General features: G+C 35.7%; 17 protein-coding genes. 7 read left to right on the top strand and 10 right to left on the bottom strand.

The window, feature by feature from the left end; all coding sequences use genetic code 11:
- Positions 1 to 26: 26 nt before the first annotated feature.
- The 4 genes from ACQKMV_RS14300 to ACQKMV_RS14285 all read right to left on the bottom strand — a co-directional run bounded on the left by ACQKMV_RS14300 (position 27) and on the right by ACQKMV_RS14285 (position 4,502).
- Positions 27 to 719 carry an alpha/beta hydrolase gene (locus ACQKMV_RS14300; RefSeq protein WP_427504743.1) on the bottom strand — a complete coding sequence of 231 codons (693 nt, stop codon included), beginning with the start codon at positions 717 to 719 and terminating at the stop codon, positions 27 to 29.
- 85 nt (positions 720 to 804) lie between these two features.
- Positions 805 to 2,172, bottom strand: coding sequence for a UDP-N-acetylmuramoyl-tripeptide--D-alanyl-D-alanine ligase (locus ACQKMV_RS14295; RefSeq protein ID WP_427504741.1), 1,368 nt, complete (start codon positions 2,170 to 2,172; stop codon positions 805 to 807).
- Positions 2,173 to 2,183: 11 nt separating this feature from the next.
- Positions 2,184 to 3,263 carry a D-alanine--D-alanine ligase gene (locus ACQKMV_RS14290; RefSeq protein WP_427504740.1) on the bottom strand — a complete coding sequence of 360 codons (1,080 nt, stop codon included), beginning with the start codon at positions 3,261 to 3,263 and terminating at the stop codon, positions 2,184 to 2,186.
- A 486-nt stretch (positions 3,264 to 3,749) separates the two neighbouring features.
- A complete protein-coding gene (locus ACQKMV_RS14285) occupies positions 3,750 to 4,502 on the bottom strand; it encodes a hypothetical protein (protein WP_427504738.1) in 753 nt (250 codons plus the stop codon).
- A 389-nt stretch (positions 4,503 to 4,891) separates the two neighbouring features.
- Between ACQKMV_RS14285 and ACQKMV_RS14280 the strand changes: the two genes are divergently transcribed.
- Positions 4,892 to 6,079: an FtsW/RodA/SpoVE family cell cycle protein gene (locus tag ACQKMV_RS14280; protein ID WP_427504737.1), complete on the top strand. Its 1,188-nt coding sequence runs from the start codon at positions 4,892 to 4,894 to the stop codon at positions 6,077 to 6,079.
- Positions 6,080 to 6,142: 63 nt separating this feature from the next.
- Here ACQKMV_RS14280 and ACQKMV_RS14275 read toward each other — a convergent pair whose 3' ends face one another.
- Positions 6,143 to 6,280 (bottom strand): Lmo0850 family protein, encoded by a 138-nt coding sequence (locus tag ACQKMV_RS14275; protein WP_166672133.1) that lies wholly within the window; start codon positions 6,278 to 6,280, stop codon positions 6,143 to 6,145.
- 845 nt (positions 6,281 to 7,125) lie between these two features.
- On the opposite strand from ACQKMV_RS14275, the gene ACQKMV_RS14270 reads away from it, so the two are divergent.
- The 3 genes from ACQKMV_RS14270 to cls all read left to right on the top strand — a co-directional run bounded on the left by ACQKMV_RS14270 (position 7,126) and on the right by cls (position 10,847).
- A complete protein-coding gene (locus ACQKMV_RS14270; RefSeq protein ID WP_427504735.1) occupies positions 7,126 to 8,286 on the top strand; it encodes an MFS transporter in 1,161 nt (386 codons plus the stop codon).
- A gap of 98 nt (positions 8,287 to 8,384) precedes the next feature.
- Entirely contained in the window at positions 8,385 to 9,176 is a 792-nt protein-coding gene (locus ACQKMV_RS14265) for a YwqG family protein (RefSeq protein WP_427504733.1), read from the top strand.
- A gap of 213 nt (positions 9,177 to 9,389) precedes the next feature.
- The gene (gene cls, locus ACQKMV_RS14260) at positions 9,390 to 10,847 is read left to right on the top strand and encodes a cardiolipin synthase (RefSeq protein ID WP_427504732.1); all 1,458 of its coding nucleotides are present in this window, start codon (positions 9,390 to 9,392) and stop codon (positions 10,845 to 10,847) included.
- 57 nt (positions 10,848 to 10,904) lie between these two features.
- On the opposite strand, the gene ACQKMV_RS14255 is transcribed toward cls, so the two are convergent.
- From ACQKMV_RS14255 to ACQKMV_RS14240, 4 genes are all read right to left on the bottom strand, one after another.
- Positions 10,905 to 11,681, bottom strand: coding sequence for a M15 family metallopeptidase (locus ACQKMV_RS14255; protein WP_427504730.1), 777 nt, complete (start codon positions 11,679 to 11,681; stop codon positions 10,905 to 10,907).
- A 200-nt stretch (positions 11,682 to 11,881) separates the two neighbouring features.
- A complete protein-coding gene (locus ACQKMV_RS14250) occupies positions 11,882 to 12,130 on the bottom strand; it encodes a hypothetical protein (RefSeq protein ID WP_427504728.1) in 249 nt (82 codons plus the stop codon).
- Positions 12,131 to 12,189: 59 nt separating this feature from the next.
- Positions 12,190 to 12,948: a membrane protein insertase YidC gene (gene yidC, locus ACQKMV_RS14245; RefSeq protein ID WP_427504727.1), complete on the bottom strand. Its 759-nt coding sequence runs from the start codon at positions 12,946 to 12,948 to the stop codon at positions 12,190 to 12,192.
- Between the two features lie 187 nt (positions 12,949 to 13,135).
- Entirely contained in the window at positions 13,136 to 13,930 is a 795-nt protein-coding gene (locus ACQKMV_RS14240; RefSeq protein WP_053481947.1) for a helix-turn-helix transcriptional regulator, read from the bottom strand.
- 507 nt (positions 13,931 to 14,437) lie between these two features.
- Between ACQKMV_RS14240 and ACQKMV_RS14235 the strand changes: the two genes are divergently transcribed.
- From ACQKMV_RS14235 to ACQKMV_RS14225, 3 genes are all read left to right on the top strand, one after another.
- Entirely contained in the window at positions 14,438 to 15,088 is a 651-nt protein-coding gene (locus ACQKMV_RS14235; RefSeq protein ID WP_049663393.1) for a LytTR family DNA-binding domain-containing protein, read from the top strand.
- 404 nt (positions 15,089 to 15,492) lie between these two features.
- Complete coding sequence (locus ACQKMV_RS14230; protein ID WP_427504726.1) at positions 15,493 to 17,013, top strand: succinate CoA transferase; 1,521 nt, start codon at positions 15,493 to 15,495, stop codon at positions 17,011 to 17,013.
- A 104-nt stretch (positions 17,014 to 17,117) separates the two neighbouring features.
- Complete coding sequence (locus ACQKMV_RS14225; protein ID WP_427504724.1) at positions 17,118 to 18,260, top strand: MFS transporter; 1,143 nt, start codon at positions 17,118 to 17,120, stop codon at positions 18,258 to 18,260.
- Between the two features lie 15 nt (positions 18,261 to 18,275).
- Here ACQKMV_RS14225 and ACQKMV_RS14220 read toward each other — a convergent pair whose 3' ends face one another.
- Complete coding sequence (locus ACQKMV_RS14220; RefSeq protein ID WP_427425022.1) at positions 18,276 to 18,584, bottom strand: hypothetical protein; 309 nt, start codon at positions 18,582 to 18,584, stop codon at positions 18,276 to 18,278.
- Positions 18,585 to 18,634 lie beyond the last annotated feature (50 nt).

Genomic DNA, 18,634 nt, shown 5'->3' with positions numbered 1-18,634 from the left:
GCATGAGTCGTAATAATCTGACTACTTTACGAACTCTTTAAAAACGACAAAACGTAAGAAAACCACTCCGTGCAATCTTCGCCATAACATATATGATGCTTGCCATTATCAGAAAAATACAAAGTTTTATCGTTTGAGGTTAATTGATCATATAAAAAGTGAGCAGTATGATAAGGCACTATCCCGTCTAATTTCCCTTGTACAATATAAACTGGAATTTTAATATCTTTATAATACGGCTCCACCATTCGAACAAGCTTCATGAATTCTATTGTTGACGATAGTGGCACATTGTTAAACTTATGCCGGTATCGTAAATACAGTTCATTATTAGACAGATTACGATGGTATGCCTCAGTGGCAAGCATTTTGAAATCTTTGACCAGTTGCTTCGGACTCACATATTTGGCAGCAGCGCTTAGTAATACGAGCTTTTTCACTTTATAACGTTTGGCTAGATAGAGCGCTATAATGCCACCCATTGAAAACCCGACTACTATTACTTCATCTACTTTTTTGGCAAGAGCACGAAAAGCAAGCTCGGCATCCATTAACCAATGCTTAGCGGTGAAACCACGCATTTGTAATTCCTCCCCATGCCCTGACAAAGTAGGTTCTTCAATCAGCCAATTTGTATGCGTACGTAAATAGGTAGTAAAAGGTTCTACTTCATAAGGTCCGCCTGAAAATCCATGAATACATAACACACCTACTGACATTACTTCACCTCTAAATGTATAACTCATTTAAGTCAAAGAATGAAGGAATCGGTGAGAGAATGTCCCACCGATTCCTTGTTTCATTTTATGATGTAAATGCACGTAAGATCGTTTCTAATTTCATACCACGAGAGCCTTTTAGTAAAACGATAGACTCCTCGTTAGCTTGCTGTAGTTTTTCGATAATTGGCTTATAATCATCCACTACATATAGCAAATGTTCCGCATCAAAACGCTCTTTTAAGACTTCATTTAAATAAGCCATTCGTGGGCCAAATAAACATACATAAGCTATTTCTTCTGCATAAATATCTTTCGATAAATCTTCGTGGAAATGCTTTTCATTTGGTCCAAGTTCAAGCATATCACCTAACACAAGCCATTTTTCTGGGCGAATCGTTGTCGATGCTACAAATTGAATAGCTGCCTTTACAGAAGTTGGTGCAGCATTATATGCATCATTAATAAACAATGCACCATTTGATCCATTCACTTGTTGCATACGCATATCTGTAAGAGCTACTTGTTTTAAGGATGCACGAATTTGGTCATCGTTTAAACCTAGCTTTTGAGAAATTAACATAGCGACTAATGTATTTTTCACCTGATGCTTCCCGAGAACTGAAATAAAGAAATCCCCTTCAATCACACCATGTGTAGAGAAGCTACTACCATCGGCCGTTGCTTCAATATTGTCTGCATACAATAGATTGCCATGCTCTAAGCCAAATGCCACTGCATTTAACTGTTGCTCTTTCGCAACTAACTCTTGAAGCAGCGGTTCATCTCCATCATAAAATAGCACTCCATCTGGTTGCATTCCTTGAATTATTTCAAATTTGGCTTTAGCGATTCCCGCACGCGAGCCTAAATCTTGCATATGAGCCTCGCCAATGTTTGTAATCACTGTCATATGTGGACGAGCAAGTTTCGTTAAAAATTCAATTTCACCAAAACCACTCATCCCCATTTCAAGTACAGCAACATCAGTATCTTCATCTAGCTGTAAAACCGTAATAGGTAAACCTAGTTCATTATTAAAATTCCCAATTGTCTTTTGTACTTTAAAAAATGGTGTTAGCGTTCCTGCTAAAATATCTTTCGTCGATGTTTTACCATTTGAACCAGTAATGCCAATAAATTTCGCCTTATGCTCACTGCGATAGGCACGTGCCATTTGCTGCAGCGCCAATTCCGGATCATCTACAAAGAGTAATGGTACACCTTGTGGTGGATTTGGTTCATCTTTCTGCCAAAGAGAAGCACCTGCTCCTTTTTCAAAAGCTTGTAGAACAAATTTATGTCCATTGGCCATCTCACCACGAAATGGAACGAATAGGTCCCCTTGTTGAATTGTTCGCGTATCAATGGAAATTCCTGATACGACCGTATCACCAAAAGCAGGCACTTCTTCATGTAACCATGTAGCTAACTGTTTTAATGTTTTTTTCACAATAATCCCACTCAGTCTTTTTTATAGTGAAGCTGTTGTTTTTCTTCAAAACGCTCAATTGCTAGTGTAATCAGACGATTAATAAGCTCTGGGTAGCTTACATTCGTATGTTGCCAAAGAAGAGGATACATACTAACAGGTGTAAAACCTGGCATTGTATTCACTTCGTTAATATAAATGCTGTTATCAGCCGTCACAAAAAAGTCCGCACGAACTAAACCGCTTCCATCAATAGCTTTGAACGCACGCTTTGCTAGCTCCTGTAAGCTTGATACTGCATTTTCAGGAAGCTCTGCTGGAATAATAAGGGCTGTTGAGCCATCTTTATATTTAGAATCATAATCATAAAATTCAGTTACTGGTTTAATTTCACCAGGTACAGAAACTTCCGGGAAGTCATTTCCTAGCACAGCTAGTTCAATTTCACGAGCGATAATACCTTGCTCAATTACAATTTTACGATCATACTGTAAGGCTATTTCGATAGCCTTCACTAATTCATCACGATTTGTTGCCTTATTAATTCCGACACTTGATCCCAAGTTTGCAGGTTTCACAAACATTGGCCAATCCAACTTTTCTTCACAACGAGCAAGGATAGCCTCCTGTTCATTAGCCCATTCGCTACGAATAAAGTACGTATACGGCACTTGCGGTAAGCCGGCAATTTCAAATAATTGCTTCATGATTACTTTATCCATGCCAGTTGCTGATGCTAACACACCATTTCCTACATACGGCAAATTCAGAACCTCAAGTAAACCTTGAACAGTTCCATCTTCACCATTAGTACCATGAAGCAATGGGAAAATTACATCGAATTGCACAGATTTACCATCTTTATCAATTAAAAAATCTGAAATATTATTTTCTAAAATATTAGCATTATCACCAAATTGTAATTCTTCAATTGTACTTGCAGGTTTTTCTAGACGCTCACCTCGGCGCCATTCCCCTTCAAGTGTAATGAAAATCGGATATACTTCATACTCCTCGAAATTCAAAGCTCCAGTGACTGCACGTGCTGTCGACAATGACACCTCATGCTCTGCTGACTTTCCACCGTACAATAAACCGATTCTTTTTTTCATTTTTGTGCCCTCCACATACTTCTTGAGTATTATTAGTTTATCATGAAACGTCTAGACAAATGACATCAATTTCGCCTTGGCATAAATTGTTGCTGTCGCTGCGCTTTCGCACAAAAAACATCTGTAACTGACGTTTCACTTGTTACAAAACATTTGTAGCTGACGCTTCGCTTTCGCTACACAAAACAATTGTAGCTGACGCTTCGCTTTCGCTACACAAAACAATTGCTGAATGAAGATAAAAATCTCACCGTAATTTTGACGGTGAGATTTGAGTGTATATTCATTCTACGTACAAATGAATAGATCAATTATGCCTAGGCATAATTGCGTCAGGAATCAGCTTTGTGCTTAGGCCTGCGTGACGCAGGTCAGTTAGCCGTTATCGCATGGATGCGATGTTTTTAGGCCAACATCCTATGTGAACTCCCTTCTGATTCCGTGGGACGTTGCACTTTCGCGACAAAGAACATTCGCTGAAAGAAGTTAAATAATATAAATCAATTCATCGTGCTCATTTTTCAAAATTGTATTTAAATCATCCCATACTTCATCAAGGAAGGAATACTCTGATAGATTGCGAATTTCGATACCGTAAGCTTCTTTAGGCTTCTCAATTCGATACAATGATAGCAGTGCTCCGTCTTTAGCGAAAGAACGATAGGCACGCAAAAACTCAGGTGAAATAGAAGGAATACTCGATTTCACTTTCCTTCGCCAAAAACTAGTGCTACGTTCCTTTTCACGAATTAAACTATTCAAAACATTAGCAATGAGTAAATCGGAATCACTTAAATGGCGAAAATAAATTTTAGTCATTTTCTCTAAGTCTGAAGAATAGTAGACAAATCGATTTTGCAATTTATTAAAAAATGGTGAAGTAATCGGTTCCTTTTTATGACTTATGTAAAGCAATTCTCCTTGTTCCATTGGCGTTAGTTGGTCTAACCTCTTCTCATCCATAAAGTCTATCCAACACAATTCCTTGGATTCCGTAGCTTTCTTTACAAACCGAGGTACTTCCTCTTCTGGTATATAATCAAACTGTGTATGCATATTAAAGGAACCATCTTCATAGGAATGTTTCAATAGCAGTAAGTGATGCAGTGGTTCGAGTGCAGCCACAAATTGCGAGAATTTAAGCCCGCCAAAAATAACAAATTTATCGACATCATTCATATGAACATAAATATGATACATAAAATCTTCAGCTGACTTCAATTTTTTAGCCACAACCATCACCCCATTCTTCACTACATTATAAAACTAAACGTGAATTTTTTGAAACATTTTATGTTAATAATCGTCATATCAATATTCACAGGCGTAAAAGTGTTTTTTACGTTATAATATGAATGTTAAAGATGCTTTTGCGCATATGTTTTTAACTACTCTAATGAACAAATTTCAAAAAATATAATTCTATTCTTTTTTACAAATATCTGAGAGGATTCTAAGCCGAAAACCAGTATTGAGCCTCCTCGTTAACACGCTCACTTCGGTTTGATATTTGCCTCTTGACCTATGGTGGATGTTCCTTTTAAATATATTTGGTAGTATATTGAATTGGAATTAATTTGATTCAAATTTACTCATTAAGAAATACTATTTTGATATAGGTGGCTTGTATGGAAAATAAACGAAATTTCGCGAATCGTTTTGACTGGACGCTCGCTTTTATACTTTTAATCTTCCTAGTCGTAAGTTTGTTAGCCATTGCGTCGGCTCAAACATCAGGTCAATATGGCATTAACTATGTTCCCAAACAATTGCAATGGTACATCATTGGCGCGGTTATTATTGGAGTAGTTATGTTTTTTGAACCTGACCAATATAAAAAGATGTCTTGGTACATGTATGGTGCAGGCATCGCCTTATTAGTACTGCTCATCTTCATGCCAGAAGGAAAAGGGCAAATTGGTCAACCTATTAACGGTGCTAAGAGCTGGTATAATACACCTCTTGGGAATATGCAGCCCTCAGAGTTTATGAAAACCTTTTACATTTTAGCACTGGCTCGACTTATTAGTAAGCACAACGAAGTCTATTCTTTTAGATCAATAAAAACTGACTTTATATTGCTAGGTAAAATCGCTGTTACACTATTAATACCTTTAGCTCTTATTATGCAGCAGCCTGACCTTGGTTCAGCTTTAGTATTCTTTGCCATTACAGCTGCAGTTGTCATTGTAGCAGGTGTATCCTGGAAAATTATTTTACCAACTTTTCTAGGTACCGCTATAGTAGGTGGCTCTCTTTTATGGATGGCACTCTATATGCAGAGTTTTTTAGAGAAAGCATTCGGCTTTAAACCATATCAGTTTGCTCGAATCTATTCTTGGTTAGATCCATATTCATATTCTTCTAGTGATGGATACCATTTAATTACTTCCTTAAATGCTATTGGTTCAGGTGAAATTTTCGGTAAAGGTTTCCGTGGTCGCGAAGTTTACGTTGCCGAAAATCATACCGATTTTATTTTTACAGTTATCGGAGAAGAATGGGGTTTTATTGGTGCTAGTTTCGTTATTTGTCTTTTCTTTTTATTAATCTATCATTTAACAAAAACTACACTATTATTGAAAGATCCATTCTCAACATATGTATGTGCTGGTATTATTGCAATGATTACATTCCACGTATTTGAAAATATCGGAATGACTATTCAATTATTACCTATTACTGGTATCCCTCTACCGTTTATCAGTTATGGGGGAAGTTCATTGATGGGGAACGCTCTTGCCATCGGTCTTGTTTTCAGTATGCGTTTCCACTATCGTACTTACATGTTTACTACTCACGATGATGATGATTAATGATGGATATAAAAAATGGGTAGTCTCAATTGCGAGACTACCCATTTTTATTTGTAAAACGAGTTAAGCTTGAACTTGCGGAGTTTGCGTTGGTGGTGTGAGCACTTTTAAAAGTTCAAGTCGAGACTTTGTTACAGTGGCTGTTACACCCAACTTAGATAAATTCGAAACAATCTTTTTCAAATCTACTTCTTTTTTCATAAATTCCACCTCAATCTTTCCTCGATTTTTATAACGTTTTATTTCCAAAAAAGTTTCATTTTTGCATACGTACGATGTCTGACGAGTTTATCACTTTCTATCATACCATTTAACTTGACATTTAAATTTTTCATTTTTGTTACAATGTAAATTTTTCCTCTTCCAACCGTTTACCAGCTTATTTTCAAAGCGAGTGGTCGATTTCCGTTTCGACTGGGCGCTTGGGCCAGCAGGATGTTGGTCACGAAGGCTTTATCACTGGATGAGATGTTCTTAACCTTTGTTCCTCTACTTGCTCGCTCTAGGGTCTCGTCTGCGACGCTGATCCCCAAGGAGTCACTCAGTCTCCACTCCAATCAACTATAACATGTTAAATAAATGTAATTTCTATAACCATTTACCACTAAATAGAAATAATTAAACTTAAAAACAAAAAATATCGATATACCCTCTAGTAGTATACCCAAGAAATAAATTAATACACTATGCTACAATCGATACAAAAAAATTAAAAAATGGAATGAATCAATTTGGTACTTTAAAACTCGTCATTAATATTTAGTATCAATATAACTCCATTATTAACAATCTGCAGTTTTTTATACATTCTTTTAGGGTGAGAAGGTTTTAGCCTCGTTCCTCTACTGCACTCACTCCAAGCTCTCAATGTATGAGACTGTCCCCAAGAAGTCGCCCAACATACGTTTCAACAAATGACATCCCCTACTTTTAGTAATGAGCATTAATCAACAAATAAATCATTTTATCTTCCATCTTCTTGTATTAGCAAGAACAAGAGAGGTAGAATATACATACTAAAATATCGTATGAAAGCAGGGAACTGTATGAAAAAGGCGATTCTATTATTAATGTCTGTTCAATTCCTCGTCTACCTAGGATTTGGGATCATTATACCTGTCTTACCGGAGGTTATAGTTCAGCAAAATTGGGACGATATACACGTAGGTGGCTTACTAACAGTGTACTCGCTTGCAAGCTTTTTCACTGCACCACTTTGGGGTATGCTGTCCGATAAGGTAGGCCGTAAGCAACTTATATTAATGGGCCTAGTTGGTTTTAGCTTAAGCTTTGTTATTTTCTCGTTATTTATTGATAATTTAGCAATTCTATACATTTCACGTGTTGTGGGTGGTTTATTCTCGGGTGCACTATATACAGCTGTAACAGGCTTTATAGGAGATATGTCGAGTGAGGAGGATCGCAATAAATATATGGGTCTCATGGGCATGTCCATCGGGCTCGGTTTTATTTTCGGTCCAGCAATTGGTGGTATGCTCGGACACTATAGCCTTCAATTGCCATTTGTCGCTTCTGCAACACTAATTGCACTATTATTTATTTATGCTAGTTTCGTTTTAAAAGAACCTACAAAACGAAAAGATACAAATAAACGTGCAATTGTACCAAAGGGTGCTGCTAACATGCTGCAGTACCGTGTGCGTTATTTATTTATGTTCTCATTTTTAGTGACTTTTATGCTAGCAGGAGTAGAAGCCACGTTCCAGCTGTTCCAGATCGAACGAATTCAAATTACACCATTACAAATTGGTTATTTGTTCATGTTTAGTGGCTTTGTAGATGCAGCTATTCAAGGCGGTGTTGTTAGACGTATTAAAAATGGAAGTGAGACAACTTGGTTAATAGGTGCACAAATTGTCACAGCTGTGGGTATGCTGTTATTCACTTTAACAGCTAACTTATTTACAGCAGGTTTTGCCCTTTGTGTTTTTACAGCCGGAAATGCACTAGCAAGAACATGCGTCGTATCTCTTTCCTCTAAAGAATCTGGTGGTCAATACGGAACTGCTGCGGGCCTTTCCTATTCAATGGATAACCTAGGACGCATTCTTGGTCCACTATTCTTTACTTGGCTATTTACAATGCAATCTAGTTTAGGCTATTATACTTCAGCAGCAATAGCTGTCGTTTCAATAAGTTTAATATATATTTTTAAAACATCAAATAAATCTTTACGACTTGAATAATTTGTTGATAAAAAGCCGTAACTTAATAGTAATTCGAAGTATATAGAAAACGTCAAGGAATATGTGACTGCTTAAAGCGGAATATCGGAGGGCTCTGCATGAACAAAACAACAAATCTTTTACTTCCAAAAGAGCTAGAATCGTTTCGTTTTGAAATTGAAGATACACTAATTTCAGCAATGATTATCACCCCGTATAAGCGTTCAACTACGTTAACAGAAAGTAAATTTGCTGGGGAACCTTATTTACCCTATCACCAGACATATCCAAAAGATATTACAGGTGAGTCTATGCGACTATTAGCTCAAATTAACTTTGCAGAAATGCCACCACTAAAAGATTTCCCATCACAGGGTATTCTGCAATTTTTTATATCATCTAATATTTTCGTGAATGCCGATCATTATCATGAGGATATTTTCCAGCAATTTTATAAAATACGTTTTTATCCTACCGAAAATTTTGAAGCTACAGTCCCTAGACAGGAATTTTTAGCACAAGCAGCAGTTGATTGGTTCCCTATTCACCAGGAGTTAGCATTACAATTTCAACCAATCCAAGAACCTGTCTCTGCTTTAGATTATCGTGCGATACACTACTTACCAAACTTAATTCCTTCACTAGAAGATGTAGATTTACAGGAGATTTATCTACAACACTTCTTAGGGGCTGGAGCAAAAATTGGCGGTTATGCCTATTTTTTAGAGGAGGATATCCGTCACGAATCTCATCTCCTTAAACGATATGATGTATTATTACTCCAAATCGACTCTAATGATGAAATCGGTATTATGTGGGCAGATAGTGGCGTTGGGAAATTTTTTATTAACCGAGAAAAGCTTCTTCAAAGAGATTTTTCTGATATTTTATTTCAATGGGAGCATTACTAAACATTTATCTTCATTCAGTAAATGTTTTGTGTAGCGAAAGCGAAGCGTCAGCTACAATAATTACGAGAAGGCAAAATTGATTCCGGATTACCTCGCTCTAGTTTTGGAGGTAATCCTTTTCCATGCTTACTAACAAATTTCATATCTTCTTTCCACATATAAAGTAAGCTATACTAAATATATTGCAAAAATATAGTAAAGGCAGGTGTAGGAATGAGTATTTTCACAGAACTTGGATTTCTAGTACCTTTTATTATGTTTATTAATATTTTAGCAGCAATGGTCATAATTTTTTTGGAGCGTAAAGATGCCACTTCTACATGGGCATGGATTCTTGTACTATTTTTCATTCCATTAGGTGGGTTTATTTTATACTTGCTGCTCGGACGACAACTACGAAAAAAACATTTATTCCGTTGGGAAGGACGCAAGGATATTGGTATTGATAACCTCATTAGCTATCAGACAGAAGCGATCCGAGATGATACGTTCGAGTTTCGTATAGAAAATGCGGAAAATTATAAAGAAATGATATATATGCATCTTAGAACAAATAATGCTGTATTAACGCAGGACAACCACATTGATATTTTTGATGATGGTGCAGATAAATTTGAGCAGCTTCTAAAAGATATTGAGACAGCAAAAGATCATATTCACATTCAATATTATATTTTCCGTCTCGATGACTTAGGCACACGCATTATTAATAAACTTATAAAAAAAGCAAAGCAAGGAGTTAAGGTAAGAATCTTATATGATGAAATGGGCTCACGTAACGTTAAAAAACGCCATTTCAAAGAACTGCTTAATTCAGGTGGTGAAGTCGAGGTATTTTTCCCATCCACTTTACCACTTATAAACCCTCGTTTAAATTTTAGAAATCACCGAAAAATCGTTGTGATTGATGGCCGTATTGGTTATATCGGTGGCTTTAATGTCGGGGATGAATACCTTGGTTTACAAAAGAAGTTTGGCTATTGGAGAGATACACATTTACGTATTGAAGGTAGTGCCGTACATCCATTACAAACACGCTTTTTACTCGATTGGAATCAAGCTTGCGAACACCAGAAAATGGGTTATTCAGATCGTTACTTCCCTGCTATCCCGAAAAAAGGCAATGTAGGCTTACAAATCGTGTCTAGCGGACCTGACTCTGAATGGGAACAAATTAAAATTGGTTATTTAAAGCTTATTAATATGGCGAAAAAATATATATATATCCAAACGCCATATTTTATACCAGATGTTAGTTTTTTAGATGCTATTAAAATTGCGACGCTTTCAGGCATTGACGTAAGGATCATGATTCCAAATAAGCCTGACCATATGTTTGTTTATTGGGCTACATACTCATACGTAGGGCAATTATTGCGTGCAGGAGCAAAAGTTTATATTTATGAAAAGGGCTTTATTCATGCTAAAGCAATTATTATTGACGATGAAGCATCTACAGTCGGGACTGCCAACCTTGATGTACGAAGTTTCAGTTTAAATTTTGAAGTAAATGCCTTCATTTATGACTCGACGATTTCACATCAGCTTGCTGAGCTGTTTGAAAAGGATATTTTTGATTGTACTGAATTAACATTGGAAATGTACAAAAACCGTTCTACACTAATTAAATTTAAAGAATCCATTTCACGCTTATTAACACCAATCTTGTAAAATGTAAAAAAGGGAGAGAGCTCGTTCATTAATTACGAACAGCTCTCTTCCCTTTTATTATTTCACACCTAAATATTCTTCTAGCGTTATATTTTGATTTTTAATGTCTTTTGCTACGTCTACACCAACATAACGGTAATGCCATGACTCATACATATAACCAGTGATGTCTTCTTTATTTTGGGGGAATCGTAAAATAAAGCCGTAGTCTTGAGCATGTGCAAATAGCCATTGTCCTGCTGGTGTTTCACCGAATTCTTCAGTTAGCCATAAATTATCTTTGCCGCGCTCCCCTATATCAAAGGCCAAACCAGTTTGATGCTCAGAATAACCTGGACGTGCACTATAGCGATCAGCCGCAGCATGCCCATCACGTTTAGCATAGTTATTATATAATGTTGTTTGATATTCAAAAGATCGATAACCGCTAAAGGCTACTAAATCAAAACCTTGTTGTTTCGCTGCAGCAAACATTTTATTTAGAGCTTGACGTGCCTCAGGATTTTCTTCAGGGGCAAAGGTAGATGGTAGCGGATATATTTTATTCGCTAATAAAATACCTTTAATATATGTCGGCTCAGTTGGTAATGTTTGATTTGGTACATAGCCATTTTCATCAGTCTTTTGCTCTGGCTTCACAGGATTATCAGCTGTTTTTTTCGGCTCTTCTTTTGCAGGTGAATCTTTTTTAGTTGGTTCTGCTGTTTGTTGTTCATGTTCATCTGATGCATTACTTACCTGTTTATTTTTATAGTTATAAACTACGAAAATAGAGACTATAAGCGCTACTGAAATTAAAGCACCAAGGATGAATGGAAAACGTTTCTTTTTCACTATTTTTTACCCCTTTTAAAGTTATCCAGTACTATATGGTTTAGTTTCTCATTCAAAGAATTTAAATTAAAAATCTATTATAGAAAGAACAGCCCTTCATAAGTACGGATATTAGTTTTTACTATATTGGTATAATCTCATTTTAGCACTGTTCACAATTTAGGGTGTAAGTTTTCACCATTGATTTTAAAATTAGTCTGTTAGTCTGTGAGAATAATTATAAGCACTACTATAGAAGCAATTGCGAAAAAGATTGCCATGTACTTCATCCATTTTGACTCTTTTACATAACCTTGCTCTTTAAAACTTTTTGCCCTAAAACCATTCGATACGGCAAACATAATAGTCATTGCCAATACCGCAAAATTAAAATTACCCATGATAATAAATACAATAGCCGCAATACTCAAAATCGCGACTAGAATAGATGATAACCACTTTATGTTCAACTCGCTGTCCTCCTAAAAAAATCGAGGCTACATAGGCGCCTCGACATAAATTAATTTTATTAGTTTACTTTTTCCGGATGCTCCGAATAAAATTTTCGACCGATATATGTTTGAATAATCAATAATGCACCGCTGACTGACCAGTAAAGTGGTAAGGCTGCCATAGATGACATCGAGATAAAGACAATCATAATTGGTGAAATATAAATAAACATTTTCATTTGTGCTTTTTGTTGCTCTGGTACTGTCCATAATGATACACGTGCTTGAACTAAATATACAAGACCTGCGACAATTGTCATAGCGATATCAGGTGAGCCTAAGCTAAACCATAAAAACTCGTGTGCTTTCACATCTGTAGAATATAAAATAGAGAAATAAAGACCCATGATAATTGGCATTTGAATTAACATTGGTAAACAGCCCATGTTGAGTGGATTAATACCATGTTTTTGATATAATGCCATCATCTCTTGTTGATACTGCGTTTGTTCTTCTTTTGTCTTTGCTTCCTTCATCTTTTTCTGAACAGCTTCCATTTCAGGCTTAAACGCATCCATTTTCATTTTCATCTTTTGTTGCGAACGATAATTTTTTAACATAATCGGCATTAAAATTAAACGAACAAGAACCGTAATAGCGATGATTGCTAAACCATAGCTACCTGAAAACATAGTGTTACCGAAAAATTCCAATAAAAATTCCATTGGTTTTACAAAGATACTATAGAAAAAACCTTCTTTGTTTTGCACAGCTTGACAACCACTAAGAACAAAAACGACAAGTCCTAGCATTGAAAATAGCTTCAATTTTTTCATTTTTCCACCTACTATTATTTATCAACTAAATTGAAGTATACATTATTGGGTCTATCTTTATCAAATAGCAAGTGCTACTAATTCCATAGCATAAAAAAGATGCGAGCTTTAGCATCGCTAATATGTCCGCATCTATTTATTAATCTTATTATTACTCATGATGAATAACTACTAAATCTATCTCCCTTTAAACGTTTTGAAGCTCTGATTCCGCCATCTCAAAACGATAAAACTCATGGTGTAGCTCATCTCGGAAATGTTTGGGCGTTACCCCAGTATATTTTTTAAAGATGCGGGTAAAATAGCTTTGGTTACAGAAATGGAATTGATCTGAAATAGAAGTAATACTTTTATTAGTGTGTCTAAGGTAGTACTGTGACTCTTCTACTCGACGAACATTTAGATATTCAACTAGTGTAATACCCACATGTTCTCTAAAAATACGTGATAAGTGACTAGTACTTATATGGAAGTTATTTGCGATGCTTTCCACTGTTAAGTCATTTTCCAATTCATCATTTATATACATAATTACTTTATTAACAGTCTGATGACGGAAAGTCGGTTGCTTGCGATCTGCTATAAAATAGACAAAGAAATCAATTAAATCATCAGCAAATTGTAAAAATTCTGCGTCTTTCATCTGATTTTCAATCATATCATTACAAGCAATATTAAAAGCAAATGCTTTCTTCGACGGTACTTGATTGTCTAGCAATTTACGAGCAACAATTGACGACAAAACAGAAAAATAACTTCGAACAATTTTAATGACTTGTTTGCCAAAACGTATTGAAAGAATATCAATTAATTCATGCAAAGATTTCTTAGCCTTTGCAGATTCTAAATGATAAATTTCAAATATTAATTTCGACTCAATATTAAAAAATTCTTCTACACCGATGTATTGGTTAATACTATCGATTTCCTGAAAGTATCTTTTAGATATCGTTTCTGACATAGAATGTTGATGTAGTTGCATAATCTTCCCCATCTTTCCTCAGATTGCACGAATCACTCTTATAATTTTTGACATCAATCTACTTATTTCAAATAAGAAAATAGTATCTCCTTATCTATTGTACGAATTGAGTCCTATTTCACAATTATTTATTGAAATATAACTTCAAAATAACCTAACTAAACCACCAGTTACGAAAAAAATTAGACTATACAGTGAATTTTACCATATTCTGCGATTTCCTTTCAACCACATTTTGTCTTTCATACTAGTTCTAATTTATCATATATACATAGTAGAAACCTTGCAAACTCTTTTTTATACAATTAAATTTTACCATATACATACCAAAATAAAATAGTAATTATTTAAAATACATTACAGATTATGTAAGTTGTTTTGCACCTATATATTTCATCAATCGACATTTCTCTATTTTATTCCGAAATCTTCTCTATATAATTTATACGAATATGTAGTAAAATAGATGATAATACTATTTTTAAAAGTTTAGACGAGGTGTTAATAGTGGATCCAAAACAAATAGAAGAAATTATGGAGATTATTAAGGAGTTCTTCCCAGAGAATACTTCCATTGCAATTTCCGATACAAACGAATATCTATACTACCAAGCAAGCAAAAAAGTTGATTTAAAAATCAAACCTGGTGACCCAATTAAAGAAGGTTCAGCGGCTCATAAAGCGTTAAATTATGGGCAAAAGATAAGCTCTTACATTGAGCCTGATGTATTTGGAGTAGCCTATTACGGCATGAGTATTCCTTTAATGGAAGAGGGTGAAACTAAGGGGGCTATCACTGCTATCTTCCCACAAAAGCCATCAGCATTTTTAACGAACTACATTACAATAAAAATTGATGATTGCTGGTACCCAATCAAGCATGATCAAGTCATTTATCTTGAAACACAGCTTAGAAAAACATTTGTTAAAACAATGAGTCGTGAAGGTTATCACCGCTTAAATCTAAGTGATCTTGAGCTATTTTTAGCACCTGACTCATTTATACGTTGTCACCGTTCTTATATCGTTAACATTGACTACATTGATGAAATTCAACCAGATTCACATTCAACGTTTTTATTAATCATGAAAGACGGTACTCGTATTCCTGTTAGCCAACGCTACGCAAGTTACTTCCGTCGTTCTTTAGGTTTCTAATTTTCTAAAAGTACAGTGAGCATTCGCTGTACTTTTTTACTTATTGAAACATTACTTTTAAATGCTCATCATCTCAGTTTGGTATGCTATTGGTTAAAGCTCATTGGACGAACACAGTCGGAACGAAAATCACCCCCTCATAATGTTGTTTAATATGTTATTTTTAGAAAATTTCCTTAGTAGCTCTACATTAAAACGTTTTCTCTGTCGAAAATTCATTTTTATGCTCATTTTTCCTGTTTTTACTCATTTTAATGCTATTTCTAAAGTTTTTGTGACAATTTGGTGATAGTATTATTCAAATGGTTGGAGTCATACTACAACTGAATAAACAGAAAATTCTTACACGTTTTTTCTAGTTTTGTAATCGGTTTCCATCAAACTTTTTAGGGGAGGATTTTTTAATGGATGCAAATGTTCAAAAACGCCTAGGCTTAAAAGAACTTGAAAGTAAAATTGTTACTGCTGAAGAAGCTGCAGCGCTTATCTCTAACGGTGATGTAGTTGGTATGAGTGGATTCACTCGTGCAGGGGACGCAAAAGTGGTTCCTATGGCATTAGTTGAGCGCGCTAAAAACGAAAAATTCAAAATCGATGTATATACAGGGGCTTCTTTAGGACCTGAAGTTGATAAATACCTAGCTGAAGCTGGTGCTATCCGCAAACGTGGACCATTCCAAGGTGATGCTGGTATCCGTAATTTAATTAACTCTGGGGATGTACTATATGTAGATGCTCATCTTTCACATAACGCTGAATTAGTTCGTCAAGGAATTATTGGACCAATTAAATACTTAATCCTTGAAGCTGTCGCTATTACAGAAGATGGATTGATTATCCCAACAAACTCAGTAGGTAACTCACCTATCTTCGCTGAATACGCTGAGAATATTATTGTCGAATTAAATATCTCTCACCCAGAAGCTTTAGTAGGTATCCATGATATCTATGTACCAGGTGAGCAAGGTCAACGCGAAGCTATTCCAATGACTGATGCTATGCAACGCATTGGTGACATCGGTATTAAGGTAGATCCAGCAAAAATTAAAGCGATTGTTATTTCTGAAGAGCCAGATGCTCCTTCATTAATCGTACCGCCAGATGAAGAAACTCAAACAATGGCGAACATTTTATTAGACTTTTTCCGCGATGAAATTAAAGCTGGTCGTTTAACAAAACAATTAATGCCATTACAATCTGGTGTAGGTTCTGTAGCAAACGCTGTACTTGACGGCTTCGCAGATTCAGAATTTGAAGATTTAGTTGTTGCTTCTGAAGTACTTCAAGATGCTGTATTCAACTTAATTGATGCTGGTAAAGTAAAATTTGCAGCAGCAACTTCAATTACACTAACTGAAGAATTACAGAAAAAAGTATATGGCAACCTAGAAAAATACGCTGATAAAATTTGCTTACGTTCACAAGAAATTTCTAACCACCCAGAGCTTATCCGTCGTTTGGGTCTAATCTCAATCAACACTGCTCTTGAATTAGATATCTATGGCAACGTAAACTCAACACACGTATCAGGTACTCGTATGATGAACGGTATCGGTGGTTCAGGTGACTTTGCACGTAACGCACGTCTAGGTATTTTTGTTACTAAATCATACGCTAAAGGCGGCGCTATCTCTTCAATCGTGCCAATGGTTTCTCATGTTGACCACACTGAACATGATGTTGATGTAATCGTAACTGAGCAAGGTATTGCTGACTTACGTGGTCTTGCACCAAAAGAGCGTGTACCTTTAATTATCGAAAACTGTGCACACCCAGATTACAAAGAACAACTTTGGGATTACTATAACCGTGCTCTAGAAGCAACTGGTAGCCACCAAACACCTCATATTTTAGAGGAAGCACTTTCATGGCACGTAAATCTTGCTAAAAACAAAACAATGAAAAAAGAAGTTGCTAAAGCTTAGTTTTCATCATTCAGGAACGCTTCATAAGTTGAAAAACTTATGAGGCGTTCTTATTTTGTCGAGAATGGTATAATAAGAGTGATATTCATTCTATCGGAGGAGCTATGAAGAAACTTATTTATTTGATTATATTCTTTTCATTTTTCGACCTATTTACCCAACTTCCTGTCATGAGTACATATGCTGAATCCTTAGGGGCATCTGCCTTCATTACTGGCCTAGCTGTAGGTATGTATTCCCTTTCCAATACATTTGGTAATATTATCTCTGGTTTTTTAACAGATCGTAAGGGACCATTCGTTATTTTAATCTTAGGTCTTTTAACGACAGGTCTTTCGCTATCACTTTATAATTTAGTAGAAGATCCTATTGTTCTATTAATAGTCCGCTTTATACATGGATTAGTTGCGGGCTTTATCGTTCCTGCTGCTTTCACATTTTTAGCAAATGCAACTGAGCAAGAAAAAAGAGGTAAGGGCAGTGCTATATCTGGAGCGTTTGTTGGTACCGCTGCAATAATCGGTCCTGCATTTAGTGGAATTTTAGCGAGTCGTACTAGCGTACCATTCGTTTTTAATATTACGGCAAGCTTTATGCTCTTGTTGGGGTTACTTGCCTTCTTTTTACTAAAATCAAATCAAGTAAAAAAAGAAAAATCTACGCCAACTATAAACATTCCTATTCATGTACTTTTTAATTCAGGTACATCAAAAGCCTTCTCTAGTGCATTCTTTTTAATGTTTTCCCAAGGGGTTATCGCCTATCTCCTTCCTCTAAAAGTACAATCTTTAGGCTTTGATTCACGTTTAAGCGGGACTTTAATGAGTACATTTGGAATTATTGCTGTACTCGTATTTATTTTGCCGACTAACCGTATTTTCGATAAGGTTGCTCCAATTAAAACATTATCGCTTGGTATAGGTTTAATGGGGGTAAGTCAATTATTAATTAGTCAGGCAGATTCAAGTACATTACTTTATATTGCCATGGCCTGCTATGGTATCGGGTTTGGCTTCTTATTCCCATCAGTAAATTCACTTTTAATCGACTCTACGACTGCTGAAATTCGTGGAAAAGCCTATGGTTATTTTTATGCCTTCTTCTCTCTAGGAGTTGTCCTAGGTTCCTCATTGCTCGGATGGCTCTCACTAGGTATTGTCAGCGGCTTTATATTTACCGGAATTGTATTATTAGTATTTGCAACTTTCATCATATGTACACAAAAAAGACCTTCTCACGTAAAATGAGAAGGTTTTTTGTTATTAATTCTTTTTTTCATGAATTTCTTCATGATAGTAATGGATACTTGTATGTCCTCCGCCTTCAGCAACCATTTCGTTTGAAGCTATTTTTGTTGGAGAAGTTCCAGCTTCTGTCGCTACTTCAGTAGTTATACGCTCTGAAATGTTTTCGTGCATATCCATATTCGTTGTATTCAAATATGATGCTAATTTAGATTTTGCACTATTGAACATACTAAATGCTTTATCACGGTTTTCTTTTTTACTTAAATAAGATGCTGCTAAAGTTAATCCTACTATCACAACACCTGTTCCTTTACGTTTTGCCATTATAAATCCCTCCCAAAAATATAGAAACTAGCCCTGTATAATATCTTTCC

Source organism: Lysinibacillus sp. NPDC094403, assembly GCF_050278745.1.
In the GTDB taxonomy this organism is placed as follows: Bacteria; Bacillota; Bacilli; order Bacillales_A; family Planococcaceae; genus Lysinibacillus.
Note: the sequence above shows the minus strand (reverse complement) of the source record. Positions and strands in the feature narration are given on the sequence as shown.